The following is a 15,543-nucleotide window of genomic DNA, read 5'->3' on the forward strand; positions in this document are numbered from 1 at the left end:
ATTGTTAGAGCGGGCATAACGCTACGTCATGGCTGGAAGAACGATGCGCAGAGGGCCTTGGTCAGCAACCGCATTTCCACTGCGGCGGCTGCAGCGCCATGCCATGCTGGCCCTTGTACGCAGCAACGGCGGGCGGCGTCCAGCCATCGAGCATCTGCGGCGCGAGGCGGTAGATTTCGATGCCAAGCGGGCGGCACACTTCCAGCGGATCGCGCGCGTCAGGTCCCCACATGGGCAATGACAGATCGCCGCCCGGGCACGTCGACAGCGCGCATAGCAGGTCGATTTCCGCAAAGAACTCCAGGTAATCTCCCTTTTTGGCCGGGCACGCCTTCATGAAGTATTTGTCTTCGAGATTCAGTCCGGTGCACTGGAACACGTTGAGCACATCGTGCACGTCGTATTCGGTCAGGCCGTACGGAGCGATGGCGCGCGTCAGGTTCGAGTGGCAGTGGAAATGAAAGTCCTCACCGGTCAGCATCCGGTTCACATACGGATCGCAACGTGTGCCGAGCAGGTCGTGAACGCGCCCGCCATGTTCGTCGACGCCGTAGTCGGCGAGGCTGTCGTCGGTGATCGTCACCATGGGGCGCAGAAACGGCAGTGTCGACCACAGGCGGTCGAAGGTGCTGACGTGCGCCTGCTGCAACTGGCGCGTACGCGATGCCCACATGCGCTCGCGCGGGTTATGCAGGTTCCACATGTTCAGGTCGGCGACTTGCGGACCTTCGATCGTGACAATCCGGAACACGTGACCGGCCGGCACGCTCCAGGCCTGACCCGAACGGATCGGCACAACGATCGACTCGATCAGCGTGCGCGAGTCGTGTTCGGAGGCAATGCGTTGATAGAAGGCCTTGTCGGGGTCGAGCGCGGAACCCTTGGTGGACTGATAGGCGGCGGGGTAATTCAACATGCTGGTGACTCCTTCATGAGACAGGCGGACAGGCTGCGCTTGCTACGCGCGGCAGCCGGTTTGCGCAGTGGTCGTTGACTGAGGTGTGAATGAGAGGGAAGTGACTCAAAGGTAATCGAGCAACGCATGCTCCGACTGCTTCAGGTAGTCGGCGAGCGCGGCGCTGGCTTCGGCGGTACGGCCGTTGGCGATCAGCTCGAGAATCTGCTGATCCTTCGCGATCCAGGGTCGCTGGAAGCGGCGCTCGTCGGGAGCGGAAGCGAACACGAGACGCAGTTGCGCCAGAATCGTCGTGAAGAACGTGTCGAACAGCGGGCTGCCGAGCAACTGCACGATGCGCCGATGAAACAGGAGGCTATAGGTGCCGACGCTGCGCCAGTCGCCTTCGTCCGTCGCCGCTTGCGCGTGCATGACGGCTTCGCGCATGGAAGCGATTTCGTTTTCTTCGATCGGGTCTTCGCGCAACAGGGCTTGCAGTTCGAGCGTACGCCGTACCCGGTAGATGTCGCGCACGTCGTGACGCGTCAAGGTGCGCACGATCACACCGCGATGCCGGTAATGCACCGCGAGTCCTTCGCGGCACAAGAGGCGCAGCGCTTCACGCAGTGTGTTGCGCGAGACGTCGTGAATCTGGGTGAGGTCGTTCTCGACGAGCGCCGTGCCCGGCGGCAATTTACCTTCGATGATTTCGTCGCGGATCGTCGACAGGATCCGATCTGTGACCGATTGCTCGGGCTCCTGGCCGGTGAGGGTGGTAACAGCTGGATGCGAGGTAGGCATACGGTGTTTGTGTTTTTCAGGCAATGTGGACGTCTTTAAGGAAGCTGGCGATCCGCGAAGTCTTGTCCAGCGCCACCAGTTCGTGCGGTGACGCGTCGCTGACGATCGTACCCGCTTCCATGAACACGATACGGTCTGAAATGCGGAACGCGAAGTTGATTTCGTGTGTGACGATAATCATGGTCATGCCTTCCCGGGCGAGTTCCTCGATTACCTTGAGCACCTCGGTGACCAGTTCGGGATCGAGCGCCGAGGTCGGTTCGTCGAACAATACGATCGACGGCTGCATCGCCAATGCTCGCGCAATGGCGACACGCTGCTGCTGGCCGCCGGAAAGCTGATGCGGATACTTCTGCGCATGCGCGGCCATGCCCACCTTCGCCAGCAACTGCATGCCGGCCTCTTCGAGCGCGGCCCCGTTGCGGCGCCCGTGATAGCGGGGCGCCAGCGTTACATTCTGCAGCGCTGTCTGGTGTGGAAACAGGTTGAAGCTCTGAAACACCATGCCGATATCGAGGATGCCGCGCACGTACTGTGCGTGCGGCACCTTGCCATGCCTGCCGCGGGGCGGCCACAGGAATGCCTCGCCGTGCAGCCGGACTTCACCGTCGTCGAGCGTCTCCAGGCCGTTCAGCGTGCGTATCAGCGAGGTCTTGCCGGAGCCCGACGGGCCGATGATCGATACCACTTCGCCGGAGTGCACCGTCAGGTCGATCCCTCCAAGCACCTCATGATTGCCGTAACGTTTGCGGATGCCGATAGCCTCCAGCGCGCGCGCCGTACCGCCGGCTCGCGCTGCACGCGTGACCTTCGCAGCCGCCGGTGTTGACGCGGGCCGCGGCACCTCAATGGCAACGGCGGCGATGCCGGCCTGCTTGCGGCGCGTGACGTCCAGATGTTTTTCCAGCAGCTTCAACACATGGCCGAACACGGTGACGATCAGCACATAGTAGAACGATACGGCCAGCATCGTCTCGAGCACCTTGAAGTTTTGCGTGTACAGACGCTCACCCACCAGCAGGATTTCCGCCAGCGAAATGACCGACACGAGCGAGGTCAGCTTGACGATCGTAATGTACTCGTTGATGAGCGCAGGCAGCGCGACACGAAACGCCTGCGGCAGCACGATCAGCCGTTGCAGTCCGACGAAGCGGATGCCGAGCGCTTTACCCGCTTCGAGCTGGCCTTTGTGAAGCGACAGCAGGCCACCGCGATGGATCTCGGCGATATAGGCCGCTTCGCTGATCGACAGCGCCAGCAGGCCGGCCCAGAACGGATCGGACAACAGGCCGCCGGTCCAGGGCAGGACCTGCGGCAGGTTATAGACGAAGATCAGCAGCACCAGCAGCGGCAGGCTGCGAAACAGCCAGATGTAGGTGCTGCACGCCACGCGTAGCGGCGTGAAGACGGACTGTTTGCCGAGTGCAAGCGCGAAGCCTGCCACAATGCCGATCAGCCAGGTCGCGGCACTCAGTTCGACTACGAGCCAGGTGGCCTTCCAGAAAGCGGCGTCAAACAGCAATGAAGCCGTGTAGTGCCAGTCGAATACCATGAGCTTTCCCCTACAGCGTGCAGCCACGAGGACACAGGCGAGTGCCCGGCCTCAGGCTGCGCGCGGCGTGCCGTTAGTTCTGTGCCGCACCGAGCGCCAGGGCAATGTCATTGCCGGTCGGCTCCGCGACGTTGTACTGCTTGAGTAGTGCCTGGTATTCACCCGCCTGCTTCATCGACGCAAACGCACTCTTCAGCTCGGCGAGCAGCGCGTCATTGCCTTTCTTGACGCCGAGACCGATGACGACCGGATAGAGCGGGGTGGTCGAGGTAATCGCCACGCGTCCGCCAAGCTTGTTGACGGTCATCTGCGCCACGGCCGAGTCTTCGAACTGCGCGTCGACCGCGTGCGCCAGCACGGCCTGGGCCGCTTCCGGCGAAGTCTCGAACTCGCGCACGTCGATTGCGCCGCGACCGGCAGGCGCACAGACCTGTTTCGACACGTCGTTGAGTTTCGGAATCCACGACGCGCCCTTGATCGAACTTACGCGCTTGCCGCACAGATCTTCCGGCGTCTTCGGCGCGAACCCGGAATGGCTCAACGCGAGCAGCGAGCCGCCGGTTTTCAGGTAAGGCACGAAATCGATCTGCTTCGCGCGTTCCGGCGTCACATAGAGCGCCGATGCGATCACGTCGAAGCGGTTCGCGTTGACGCCGAGGATCAGGTTGGCGAAGCGCGTGTCGACGAATCCGGGTTTGAGTTTCAGATGCTCCGCGAGCCTGCTCATGAACGCAGGGTCGAAACCGCTCGGGGTGGCGCCTTCGAGGTAGTCGTACGGCGGATAGGTCAAATCGGCGCCGACGGTTAAGGCGCCAGAGGTGACCGTCGGGATGCCCGTGGCCGCGAAGACATGGGTGGCTGCGCAGACCGCCCCGGTAGCGGTAGCGAATTTCGCCAGTTTCAGCAGGGCGTTCAGCAAAGAATTGAGGCAAAGATGGGCTTTCATGGGCTCTCACTCGTCGGTGTGGTGACAATATACATTGTTCAACAATAAGAAAATAATTGTTGAACAATTAAAGTGCCATCAAGCAGAATGTATGCCAATGAGGTGTGCGAAAGCGGCGAGCGGGTGTGAAACGGCGGACGGACAGTGGGTTGGCCGATGGCGAGGAGGGCGGCCGGAAAGCGCCGGTATCGGCGGACGGGGAAGCCGAAGCACCATTTCCGTGCCTCGGGAGAGACACGAAGAGGCAGGCGAAGCGGTTGTGAATCGAAATCGTGCGTGCGGCGACGGTTTCGCGCGACGCTGCAGGTTGGCGCGCGCCTTTTATGAAATCAGCTCGAGTGTCCTGATCGAATTGCTGATACCGCGGGCGCAGTCGATCACCGCTGGCGCGAGCCGCTCCTGCGCCTCGGCGAGCGTCCACCGGCTGGTGGGCGCCACGACGTGCACCGCCGCTACCGGCCTTCTCTGGCTATCGATTACCGGTGCTGCGATCGTCATATCGCCGATGAACAACTCTTCGCGATTCGTCGCATAGCCGTTGCGCTGTGCGTCGGCAAGGCGCTGCCCGATCTCCCCGATATCCGTCAGCGTGTGTGGCGTGTATCCGATCAGATCCATTTTCGCGAGCCGCTCGAGCGCCTCATCGCGCGGCAACGCGCTGAGGTAGGCACGGCCCGACCCGGTGCAGTACATCGGAATCCGGCTGCCGATCGGCATGTGGATTGGTACGAACTTCGTACATACAAAACGGGCTACGTAGACCATTTCGTCGTCGTCGGGCTCGGTCAGATTGGTGGTCTCGCCGGTGACGTTCGTCAGTTCGGAGAGGAACGGGTTGGCCACGTCGATCAACGTGTCGGCCGCCAGATAGTTGAAGCCGATCTGCATCGCGCGCAGCGTCAACTGATAGCGGCGGGTGAGCGGATGTTTGCGCACGTAGCCGAGCTTCTCGAGCGTATAGATCATGCGCTGGGCCGAACTCTTTGTTATGCCGGTGGCTTCGGCTACTTCTGCGAGCGTCATGGTGCGCCGTTTCGCGCTGAAGGCGCGCAACACGGCCAAGCCCTTTTCCAGCGACTGGTTGAACAGCAGGTCGACCTCTTTGTCCTCGTTCAGCTCGCTCATGTGCGCCTTTGATCCGTTTTGCTTTGCCAGGTTGGATACAGTCTATCGTATCGAATATCGATACACATAAATTTCTTTGCGATATTTTTGATTTGATTATCATGCTTCAAACACCGCGTATCGCTGTGGAAGAGTCGCAGTAGGTTCAAACCATCCCAATCTGGAGATCCGCATGATTCCGCTCGTCAAACGCCTCGCCGGTGCTGCAACCGGCCTTGCTATCGCTTTGTCCTGTGTAATTGCGGTGGCCGCCATTGCGGTGGCCGCCAATGCGGTGGCCGCCGAGCAGCCGGCTTACACGGTAGGCGCCACGGCAACCGGTGTGCCGTTCACCTTCCTCGACGTGAGGACCGGTTCGATTCAGGGCATGATGGTCGACGCCATCACGGCGGCGGGCAAGGAAGGGGGTTTCCAGGTCAGTGTCCAGCAAACGACGTTCTCCGCGCTGATTCCGTCGCTTACCACCAAAAAAATCGACATCATCTCTGCGGCAATGCTGAAGACGCCGGCGCGCCAGCAGGTCGTCGATTTCTCCGACACGGTCTACTCGTACGGCGAAGGGCTGATGGTCAAGGCAGACGATACTGGGCATTACACGTCGATGGACGACCTGAAGGGCGAAGTAGTGGGCGCTCAGGTCGGCACGGCATTCGTCGATGCCTTGAACAAGCGGGGCATCTTCAAGGAAGTGCGCACATACGACTCGGTGGCCGACATCATGCGCGACGTCGCGCTTGGCCGTATCAAGGCGGGATTCGGCGACCAGCCCATCATTGCGTATCAGCTCGAACACGGTGCGAATCCGCAGGTAAAACTCGTGAAGGAGTATCAACCGGATGTGAAGGGCCAGGTGTGTTTCGTAGTCCGTAAGGGCGACTCGGCGACGCTTGAAATGCTCAATCAGGCCATCAAGAAGATGAAGGCAGACGGTTCCCTGCAGCAGGTCCTGCAGAAATGGCATATGGAGTAACGCCGCGCATCGCTTCATCCAGCCTGGCCGTGTCCGTGCCGCGCGCATCTTCGGTGTAATTCGGGGAGAACCATGTTCCTGCAGAATGCGATCGAGTTCCTGCCAATCCTGCTGAAAGGCGCCATCGTCACGATCGAGATTACCGTTTGCTCGTTCGTATTGAGCTCGGTACTCGGTCTGGTGCTGGCGTTGCTGAAGGTATCGCGCAACCGGGCCGCGTCGGTGTTCGCGACCACCGTGATCAACGTGATCCGCGGGCTGCCGATTATCGTCCAGTTGTTCTACATCTACTTCGTGCTGCCGGATATCGGCATTCAGCTCTCGGCATTTCAGGCCGGTGTTGCAGGGCTCGGTTTCGCCTACTCGGCCTATCAGGCTGAGAACTTCCGGGCAGGCATCGAAGCGATCGACCATGGGCAGATCGAGGCCGCGCAGTCGATCGGCATGCGCAGTGCGCTGATCATGCGGCGCGTGGTGTTGCCGCAGGCGTTTCGTATCGCGCTGCCGCCGTACTGCAACACGCTCGTGATGATGCTCAAGGACTCGTCGCTTGCCTCGACGATTACCGTCGCCGAAATGACCCGTCAGGGCCAGTTGATCGCCTCGTCGACATTCCAGAACATGACCGTGTTTACGCTGGTCGCGCTGCTCTATCTCGCACTCAGCTTGCCGTTGGTGTTTGGCCTGCACCGGCTTGAAAAGCGGCTTGGATTGAGGAAAAGCACATGATCGAGGTCAGGGCGGTTCACAAGCGGTTTCACGATCAGCATGTGCTGAAGGGCGTGTCGCTCGGCGTGAAACAGGGGCAGGTAGTGTGTCTGATCGGACCGTCTGGATCCGGGAAATCGACGCTGCTTCGCTGCATCAACGGCCTCGAAACGTATGACGACGGCTTGATCGAAATTGCCGGCGCGCGCGTCGATGCGCACGCGAAGAACATCCACGAACTGCGTACGCAGGTGGGGATGGTGTTTCAGCGCTTCAACCTGTTTCCGCATCGCACCGCGCTCGAAAACGTGATGGAGGGTCCGGTGTACGTCAAGAAGGTCGCGCCTGCTGTGGCGCGAGAGGAAGCGCGGCAACTGCTCGACAAAGTGGGGCTGTCGCATCGGATCAACGCTTATCCGGGGGAACTGTCGGGCGGTCAACAGCAGCGCGTGGCGATTGCGAGGGCGCTCGCGATGAAACCGCGGGCCATCCTGTTCGACGAGCCGACTTCGGCGCTCGATCCGGAACTGGTCGGCGAAGTGCTCAATGTGATGCGCACGCTCGCGCGCGACGGTATGACGATGATCGTCGTGACCCACGAGATGGGCTTTGCGCGCGAAGTGGCAGACCGGGTCTGCTTCCTGCACGGCGGCACGATCTGTGAGGAGGGCGCAGCGAGCGAGGTGCTTGAACGTCCGCAGCATCCGCGCACCCAGGATTTTCTGCGGCGTCTGTTGTCGCCTCATGACTCCGCTTCATCTTCTCCATCTTCCAGCACTCCGAAATGATTGCAGTCAACGCTGAGATGTCTTTGCCCGACTCGCTCTGGGCGGCCACCGCGACGCCCGCGACTGCTACTCCACCGCTAACTGAATCCGCAACGTTCGACGTGGCGATCATCGGGGCCGGCTATACGGGGCTTTCCACTGCATTACATCTTGCCGAGCGCGGTGTGCGCGTGTGTGTGCTCGATGCCGCGGAGCCAGGGTGGGGCGCATCGGGCCGCAACGGCGGCCAGGTGATCCCGGGCCTTAAATACGACCCCGATGAACTCGTGCGGCGCTATGGCGAAACGGCAGGCAACGCGCTCGTCGAGATCGTGGGCGGCGCGGCCGATACGGTTTTCGATCTGATCCACAGGTATGGAATCGACTGCGCTGCGTTGCGCCACGGTTGGATTCAGCCTGCGCATTCAGCTGCGATGCTCGAGAAGGTGGTGCGACGCGCGCGCCAGTGGGAGGCGCGCGGCGCGTCCGTGAGCGTGCTCGATGCAAAAGCCGTGTCGCAACGCGTTGGAACGGACGCATTCGTGGGTGGCTGGGTCGATCACCGCGCCGGCAGCATCCAGCCGCTCAGTTACGCGCGCGGCCTTGCACGGGCCGCGGTCGGGCTGGGGGTGACCGTGCATGGCGGTACGCTCGCGACTTCGCTGGTTCACGAGGGGAACATGTGGCGCGTCGCAACCGCACGCGGCCCGGTTGTGACGGCGAGCCGGGTCGTGCTGGCGACCAACGGTTATACGGGCCCGCTCTGGCCGAAACTGGAGCGAACGGTGATTGCTGCGAACAGCTTCATTGTGGCGACTCGGCCGCTCGCGCCCGCGGTGACGGATAGCATTCTGAGCGGCGGCGAAGTGGCATCCGATTCGCGCCGTCTGCTGCTCTATTTTCGCCGCGATTCGCAAGGCCGTTTACTGATGGGGGGGCGCGGGCCGTTTTCCGAACCGCGCAGCGCCAGCGACTGGTCACACCTCGAACGGTCTGTGCAACTGTTGTTTCCTCAGCTCAAGGGGATCGAATACGAATACCGCTGGGCGGGACGCATTGCCATTACCGCGGACTTTCTGCCGCACGTTCACGAACCGGCTCCGGGCCTCACGATTGCACTCGGCTACAACGGACGTGGCATCGCTATGGCGACGACACTGGGCAAGCACCTTGCCGCCCGCTTGTGCGGCGACGCGAGTACGGCGTTTCCATTTCCGGCTACTCCGATCCGGCCCGTTCCGTTGCATGGCTTGCAGCGTTTCTACATTGCTGCGGGAGTCGCCTGGTACCGCATGCTCGACGCGCTGTCCTGACTGCCGGCCGCACGATGCGTCGAGCGTTCGCTCATTGAAAACATTCATCAGACCAACTACAGTTATCCAGCAGTCTCCGACCGCACGCAGTCCTGGGAGCCGTAGCCGATGGAAAACCAGCACGAAAAATACGCGCGCCTCATCGCCAGTTGCCAGGCGCTCGAACCGATGCGCTGCGGCGTGGTTCATCCATGCGACGAGAGTGCGCTGCGCGGCGCCGTGGATGCCGCCAGGCAGCATCTGTTAATCCCCACCCTGATTGGGCCGGAGCAAAAAATCCGTGCCGTTGCTGCCGCTTGCGAGCTGGATATTTCGGGCTACTCGATTGTCGACGCCGAGCATAGCCACGCCTCCGCCGACGCGGCAGTGCGCCTGGCACGCGAAGGAGCGGTCGACGCGCTCATGAAAGGCAGCCTGCATACGGATGAACTGATGGGCGCGGTGGTCAAGCGCGAGACCGGGTTACGTACCGAGCGGCGCATCAGTCATTGTTTCGTCATGGACGTGCCTGCGCTTAAGCAGCCGCTGATTGTGAGCGACGCTGCTGTGAACATTGTTCCGACCTTGCAGGACAAGGTGCATATCATTCAGAACGCGATCGATCTTGCCCATGCGCTCGGCGTCGGGTTGCCGAAAGTGGCGATACTTTCGGCCGTCGAAACGGTCAACCCGACTATGCCCACAACGGTTGAAGCTGGCGCACTGTGCAAGATGGCCGATCGCGGACAGATCACCGGCGCGCTGCTCGATGGGCCGCTTGCGCTCGATAACGCCATCGATCTGAATGCGGCGAAGATCAAGCACATCGACTCGCCGGTGGCGGGCCAGGCCGATATCCTGATCGTGCCGGATCTCGAAGCGGGCAACATGCTCGCCAAGAGCCTGACCTTCCTGGCCGGCGCCGATGTCGCGGGAATCGTGCTCGGTGCGCGGCTGCCCATCGTCCTCACCAGCCGGGCCGACTCGCTGACGGCGCGTCTTGCGTCCTGTGCGGTGGCGGCATTGTTTGCAAACTGGAGGCGGGCGCAACCCACCAAGGCGATCTTATGACGTGCGCCGAACCTCTGTTGCACCACGGCTGAACCGAAGTCGGAGGTCGCCATGCAGTTCGTCAAGGCGCTGCTCGAACAGCAGCCGATGTTCGCATTGTTCCTCACCATCGCGATTGGCTACGTGGTGGGGGAAATCAGCATCAAGGGATTTTCTCTCGGCGTAGGGGCGGTTTTGTTCGTCGGGTTGGCGGTCGGCTGGTTTGCGCCGAAATCGGCCCCTGCGGCAATGGTCGGTACGCTCGGCCTCGCGCTGTTTCTGTATGCGGTAGGAGCGCAGTACGGCAAGCAGTTTTTCCTCGGCTTCAGCAGCGCCTATGGACGCCGGGCGAATCTCATTGCGCTCGTCGGCGTGCTGCTATCCGGCGTCGTGAGTCTGGTCTGCATGAAAATCTATCAGCTCAATCCGGGGCACGCGTTAGGCCTGTTCGCCGGCTCAGGCACCAGCACGGCAACGCTGCAGGCGGCGCTCGCGGAGCTCGGTAACGACGATGCGGCGGTGGGCTATTCGGTCGCGTATCCGTTCGGCGTGGCGGGGCCGATATTGTTGCTGTACATCACCTTCGCGCTGGTGAAGCCGAAGATTGCGGCGCCCTCGGCTGCCGGCATGGAAATACTCGAGGTCTCGCTGGATAACCCTCATTTTGCGGGGAAAACGCTGGCTGAGTTGATGAGCGGTCTGCCTGCGGATGTGCAGATCGTGGCGCGTCGCCGGGCGCATCACAACGAACCGGCCAGGCCCGACCTGGTGCTGGCGGAACATGACTTGCTGCTGATGGTCGGTCCGAACCGCGCCACGCTCGACCTCGCGGGAGAAAGCCTTGGCGAGGCGGAGCCGGGACGGATGGTCAAGGACCGCCAGCACCTCGATTACCTGCGGGTATTTGCATCGCGCCCGGCGGTGGTGGGCAGAACCCTGGCCGAACTCGGCTTGCCGGGTGAAAACGCTGCGGTGATTGCTCATGTGCGGCGCGGCGATGCCGATATGCTGGCGCGCCTGGATCTCGTTCTCGAGTTCGGCGACCGCGTGGGTCTGCTCGCGAATCCCGCGGATTTCGCGGGGCTACGCAGGTTCTTCGGCAATTCGATCAAGGGAACCGCTGAATTCAGCTACATCTCAATCGGCCTTGGGATGGCGTTAGGTTTCCTGCTCGGCGCGATCAGCATCCCTCTGCCTGGCATCGGCAAGATCGGCCTGGGATTATCAGGCGTACTGATCGTAGCGCTGATCCTCGGAAAATTGCGTCGCACCGGTGGGCTGAACTGGACCATTCCGCTCTCGGCTAACCTTGTGCTGCGTAACCTGGGGCTGACGCTGTTTCTCGCCCAGGTCGGCATGGCATCGGGCCCGCGCTTTGCCTCGACGGTATCGCAGACGGGCTTGTTGATGCTCGGCCTCGGCGCGGTAGTACTGCTGGCGCTCGCTATCCCCGTCATCGTGCTGGGGCTGTTCGTTTGCCATATGTCGTTCGATCAGGTGGCGGGCATCGTCGCTGGGGCTTGCGGCAATCCGGCTATCCTTGCCTACGCGAGCAAGCTGGCGCCGACGGATGAGCCGGACATCGGCTATGCGATGATTTTCCCCGGCATGACCATCATCAAGATACTGTTCGTGGATATCGTGCCGGCACTGCTGCGTTGACCGTGATGAAGATCCGGCTTGCGCTCCCAGCGTAACTGGCCTGACCGAAGGTGTCCGAACTGTACCTGTCGTGCTCTTTTTGGAGCCCACAGAATGACGACCGGCCGACCATCCCGTTCAACCTGATCTAGCGGACCAACAGCAATGACCCGACTTCGTCTCACCTCCTGCGGCTACGAATTTATTGCCGAAACCAATCCGGATGCACCGCAAACGGTCGCCGCCTTCCTGAAGCTCTTGCCGTATCGCCAGAAAATCATCCACGTTCGCTGGAGCGGCGAGGGCTGCTGGGTGCCGCTCGGCGATTTCAAGCTCGAAAACGACGGCAAGGCCGTGGGCTTTGAAAATCACACGAGCCATCCGTCGGTCGGCGATATTCTGTTTTATCCCGGCGGCTACAGCGAAACCGAGATCATCCTCGCCTATGGCTCGTGCTGTTTTGCCAGCAAGATGGGACAACTGGCCGGCAACCATTTTCTGACCATCGTCGAAGGCAAGGAGCGTCTGCGTGAACTCGGCACCAAGGTGCTGTGGGAAGGTGCCCAGGACGTGCTGTTCGAGCTGGTCTAGTCAATCGTCTGAGGGAAGGCCGCGAGGCTTGGCGTCAGCCGGGCGTGATACGCTGGTACGGTAGGTGATCGAGCGAGCCCCGCTGGCAGGGGCGAGCGTTCATTTTTCCCGTTCCCACGCGGCGGCAGGCCCTGATTCATGTCCGATACGCAAGTACGTCCACTCCGTGCGTTTGCCGAAAGCCTTCGTCTGGATCAGGTCAATCTGACCGAGCGCTGGATGCGGGCTGTCTTCCATGACACCGAGCTGAGCGATGCCGACCGGCTGACGTATGAGCAGCTCTCCGATCATATCCCGGCCATTCTCGAGGAAATCTGCAGCGCGCTTGAAGATCAGGATCTGGACCAGGTCGAGCCGGCCATCGAGCGCAACGCGCGCAAGCATGGCAAGCTGCGCTGGAAGCAGGGCTACCGGATCGACGAACTGGTGCGCGAGCTCGACCTGTTCCGGCAGATGCTGGCCGGCCAGATTGTCCAGTTCAGCGAATCCCGGCCGTATTTCACGCGGCGTCACGAAGAGCGCGCGCGGCACTTTATCGATGAAGCTGTCAGTTTCGTTACGCTGACGTCGATTCGCGAGGTGGTAACCGAGCGCGACCGCAAGATCGACGATTACACTGGCCGGCTCGAACGCGCCAATCACGAACTCACCCTGAAGCAGAAGCTGGTCGGCGATCTGTACGAGTCGCGCATGCAGATCACGCGCAGCGTCGTGCACGATCTGCGCAACTTCCTGAACGTCTTTTCGATGGCGCTGCAATTGATGTCGCGCGCACCCACCAAGGTCGAAGCGGCGTTGGCGCTCGCCAATCGCCAGGCGGTCGACATGAAGGTCCTCGTGGACGAACTGGTCGAGTATTCCGTTGTGCTTGGCGATACCAATCCGCTTGTCGTCGAGGCGTTCCCGCTGCGCGAACTGTTCGACGAACTGGTGGCATCGTGCGGTCCGGCGATCGAAGCGAAGGGCTTGCGTTTAAGCCCTATCTTCGATGCCGGCTTGAGCACGGTGGTGTCGAACCGGCTCAAGCTGAAACAGGTAGCGCTCAATCTGCTGACTAACGCGTCGAAATACACCAAGGTGGGGCAGGTCGAACTCGCGATGACGACTGATGGCGACGACCGGTGGCGTTTGCGGGTATCGGACACAGGAGTCGGGATCGGGGTGTCGGACCGTGAGCGCGTGTTCAAGGAATTCGAGCGCGCGACTGGGGACGATATTCCCGGTGCTGGGCTGGGGCTTGCGATTGTGCGGGAGTTGTCGCGAGTGCTTGGCGGGCAGATCCGCTTCGACTCCTATGAGGGTGAAGGGACGAGCTTTGAAATTACGTTTCCGCTGCGGCTGGAATCGCCGGACTGAGTACTACGTGTGCATTTGAGGACGGACGCCCTACGCGTCTTTGCGTAGGGCGTCCGCGTTGCAACGCCAATGTCAATGTCGATATCGCGATCAGCTAAAGAGCTTCATCGCTTGCAGCAGCGTATTCACCACGCCCCATGCAAGGGGAATCAACACATATAGCCAGAACACACCGAGCTTGAGTGCGGAAGTAGGTTGGGCAGCTTGATTGGTGCTCATATCAGGTCTCCTTATTGTCCGCTCTTGAGTTGTGCGTCGCTCATGTGGTGCTTCTCGTCCACCCGCTTGACCAGCAGGTTACACACGAAGCCGACCACCAGCAGGACTGCCATGATGTGCACCGTCATCGTATAGGCGTCGGCCTTGGCCACGCCATGTGCGACTTCATAGGCACGGATGTAATTCACCAGCACAGGGCCTGCCACCCCTGCTGCTGCCCATGCGGTCAGCAAGCGGCCGTGAATACCGCCGACGAAAGCGGTGCCGAACATATCCGCGAGGTAAGCCGGCACAGTTGCGAAGCCGCCGCCGTACATCGAGAGAATCACGCAGTAGGCCAGCACGAACAATGCGATCTGCCCCGAGGCGGCAAATCCCGGCACGAGGTAATACAGCACGGCACCCAGCGCAAAAAAGATGAAGTACGTATTCTTGCGGCCGATCCAGTCGGATGCCGAGGCCCACACAAAGCGGCCGCCCATGTTGAACAGCGACAGCAGTCCGACGAAGCCCGCTGCGGCCGCCGCCGTAACTGTGCTCTTGAAGCTTTCCTGAATCATCACCGACGCCTGGCCGAGAATGCCGATGCCGGCCGTCACGTTCAGAAACAGCACGAGCCAGATCAGATAGAACTGCGGGGTCTTCAGCGCCTGATCGATATGCACGTGATTGCGCGAGATCATCTTGTTCTGGTTAGTGACGGGCGGTGTCCAGCCTGCCGGCTTCCAGTCGGGCGCAGGTACGCGAATCGCGAGCGCACCGATCGACATCGAAATGAAGTAGGCGATGCCCAGCACTACGAAGGTTTCCCAAACACCGTTGCTGGTCGCGCTGTGGAAGTGGTTCATCAGCGCGACGGAGAGCGGTGCTGCAATCATCGCGCCGCCGCCGAAGCCCATGATGGCCATGCCGGTCGCCATGCCGCGACGGTCGGGAAACCAGCGGATCAACGTGGAGACTGGCGATACATAGCCGAGTCCCAGGCCGATGCCGCCGATCACCCCATAGCCGAGGTACAGCAACACAATCTGATGCAGCCACACGCCAAGCGCCGATACCAGGAAGCCGCCGCCGAAGCAGCATGCCGCGGTGAACATCGTACGGCGCGGGCCGACCCGCTCGAGCCACTTGCCGCCAAACGCTGCCGACAAACCAAGGCACACGATTGCCAGCGAGAAAATCCAGCCGAGCGTGGTCAACGACCAGTCGTCCGGCGCGGATTGCGTGATGCCGATCACCTTGGTGAGCGGTCCGTTGAACACGGAGAACGCGTACGCCTGGCCGATGCACAGATGCACGGCGAGCGCCGCGGGCGGCACCATCCAGCGCGAGAAGCCTGGACCAGCAACGGTCGCCTGTTTGGAAAAGAAGGGTGCAGAGCCTGGGTTGTTGCGCGGCTCGGTAATACTGCTCATATTTGGGTCTCCGATTACGATTCTTACTTGTTATCGGCGCTCGCGGGCAATGCTTGAGCTTTAAGGCGCGGCATCGCACGGGAGATGCGCCGTGCACATATGTTGTTCAATTTCATATTGATTCAACTTCTGCACGACGCCTGGGCCGTCAAGCAACGATAGGTCTCGCGGATCGCCTTGGCAATATGAGATGAGAATGCATAAGGAATACGCCT

15 protein-coding genes are annotated in these 15,543 nt (G+C 61.2%); 8 read left to right on the plus strand and 7 right to left on the minus strand.

Annotation, left to right across the window (positions count from 1 at the left end):
* Nucleotides 1-61 precede the first annotated feature (61 nt).
* The 5 genes from P3T24_RS00865 to P3T24_RS00885 all read right to left on the minus strand — a co-directional run bounded on the left by P3T24_RS00865 (nucleotide 62) and on the right by P3T24_RS00885 (nucleotide 5,319).
* Nucleotides 62-916 carry an urea carboxylase-associated family protein gene (locus P3T24_RS00865; protein WP_074269144.1) on the minus strand — a complete coding sequence of 285 codons (855 nt, stop codon included), beginning with the start codon at nucleotides 914-916 and terminating at the stop codon, nucleotides 62-64.
* 105 nt (nucleotides 917-1,021) lie between these two features.
* Nucleotides 1,022-1,696: a GntR family transcriptional regulator gene (locus P3T24_RS00870; protein ID WP_429408258.1), complete on the minus strand. Its 675-nt coding sequence runs from the start codon at nucleotides 1,694-1,696 to the stop codon at nucleotides 1,022-1,024.
* A 16-nt stretch (nucleotides 1,697-1,712) separates the two neighbouring features.
* Nucleotides 1,713-3,248: an amino acid ABC transporter permease/ATP-binding protein gene (locus tag P3T24_RS00875; RefSeq protein ID WP_429431590.1), complete on the minus strand. Its 1,536-nt coding sequence runs from the start codon at nucleotides 3,246-3,248 to the stop codon at nucleotides 1,713-1,715.
* Between the two features lie 73 nt (nucleotides 3,249-3,321).
* On the minus strand, nucleotides 3,322-4,194 hold the full coding sequence (locus P3T24_RS00880; RefSeq protein WP_429431593.1) for an ABC transporter substrate-binding protein: 873 nt from the start codon (nucleotides 4,192-4,194) through the stop codon (nucleotides 3,322-3,324).
* Between the two features lie 321 nt (nucleotides 4,195-4,515).
* A complete protein-coding gene (locus P3T24_RS00885; protein WP_074269140.1) occupies nucleotides 4,516-5,319 on the minus strand; it encodes an IclR family transcriptional regulator in 804 nt (267 codons plus the stop codon).
* Between the two features lie 172 nt (nucleotides 5,320-5,491).
* On the opposite strand from P3T24_RS00885, the gene P3T24_RS00890 reads away from it, so the two are divergent.
* From P3T24_RS00890 to P3T24_RS00925, 8 genes are all read left to right on the plus strand, one after another.
* Nucleotides 5,492-6,289, plus strand: a complete 798-nt coding sequence (locus P3T24_RS00890; RefSeq protein ID WP_429408255.1) for an ABC transporter substrate-binding protein — start codon at nucleotides 5,492-5,494, stop codon at nucleotides 6,287-6,289.
* Between the two features lie 72 nt (nucleotides 6,290-6,361).
* Nucleotides 6,362-7,018 carry an amino acid ABC transporter permease gene (locus P3T24_RS00895; RefSeq protein ID WP_074269138.1) on the plus strand — a complete coding sequence of 219 codons (657 nt, stop codon included), beginning with the start codon at nucleotides 6,362-6,364 and terminating at the stop codon, nucleotides 7,016-7,018.
* Complete coding sequence (locus tag P3T24_RS00900; protein WP_429408253.1) at nucleotides 7,015-7,785, plus strand: amino acid ABC transporter ATP-binding protein; 771 nt, start codon at nucleotides 7,015-7,017, stop codon at nucleotides 7,783-7,785. Before P3T24_RS00895 ends, P3T24_RS00900 begins: the two co-directional genes overlap by 4 nt.
* Nucleotides 7,782-9,077 (plus strand): NAD(P)/FAD-dependent oxidoreductase, encoded by a 1,296-nt coding sequence (locus P3T24_RS00905; protein ID WP_429431595.1) that lies wholly within the window; start codon nucleotides 7,782-7,784, stop codon nucleotides 9,075-9,077. The genes P3T24_RS00900 and P3T24_RS00905 overlap by 4 nt, the downstream gene beginning before the upstream one ends.
* A gap of 108 nt (nucleotides 9,078-9,185) precedes the next feature.
* Nucleotides 9,186-10,127 (plus strand): bifunctional enoyl-CoA hydratase/phosphate acetyltransferase, encoded by a 942-nt coding sequence (locus tag P3T24_RS00910; protein WP_429431598.1) that lies wholly within the window; start codon nucleotides 9,186-9,188, stop codon nucleotides 10,125-10,127.
* 51 nt (nucleotides 10,128-10,178) lie between these two features.
* Nucleotides 10,179-11,768 carry an aspartate:alanine exchanger family transporter gene (locus tag P3T24_RS00915; RefSeq protein WP_429431601.1) on the plus strand — a complete coding sequence of 530 codons (1,590 nt, stop codon included), beginning with the start codon at nucleotides 10,179-10,181 and terminating at the stop codon, nucleotides 11,766-11,768.
* A 144-nt stretch (nucleotides 11,769-11,912) separates the two neighbouring features.
* A complete protein-coding gene (locus tag P3T24_RS00920) occupies nucleotides 11,913-12,338 on the plus strand; it encodes a DUF3830 family protein (protein WP_429285987.1) in 426 nt (141 codons plus the stop codon).
* A gap of 138 nt (nucleotides 12,339-12,476) precedes the next feature.
* Entirely contained in the window at nucleotides 12,477-13,694 is a 1,218-nt protein-coding gene (locus tag P3T24_RS00925; RefSeq protein WP_429285986.1) for a sensor histidine kinase, read from the plus strand.
* A gap of 90 nt (nucleotides 13,695-13,784) precedes the next feature.
* Here the strand turns inward: P3T24_RS00925 and P3T24_RS00930 are convergent, their stop codons facing one another.
* The gene (locus P3T24_RS00930) at nucleotides 13,785-13,913 is read right to left on the minus strand and encodes an MFS transporter small subunit (RefSeq protein ID WP_074269131.1); all 129 of its coding nucleotides are present in this window, start codon (nucleotides 13,911-13,913) and stop codon (nucleotides 13,785-13,787) included.
* An 11-nt stretch (nucleotides 13,914-13,924) separates the two neighbouring features.
* Complete coding sequence (locus P3T24_RS00935; RefSeq protein ID WP_074269130.1) at nucleotides 13,925-15,328, minus strand: L-lactate MFS transporter; 1,404 nt, start codon at nucleotides 15,326-15,328, stop codon at nucleotides 13,925-13,927.
* Nucleotides 15,329-15,543: the final 215 nt, after the last annotated feature.

Source organism: Paraburkholderia sp. GAS33, assembly GCF_050436645.1.
GTDB lineage: Bacteria > Pseudomonadota > Gammaproteobacteria > Burkholderiales > Burkholderiaceae > Paraburkholderia > Paraburkholderia phenazinium_B.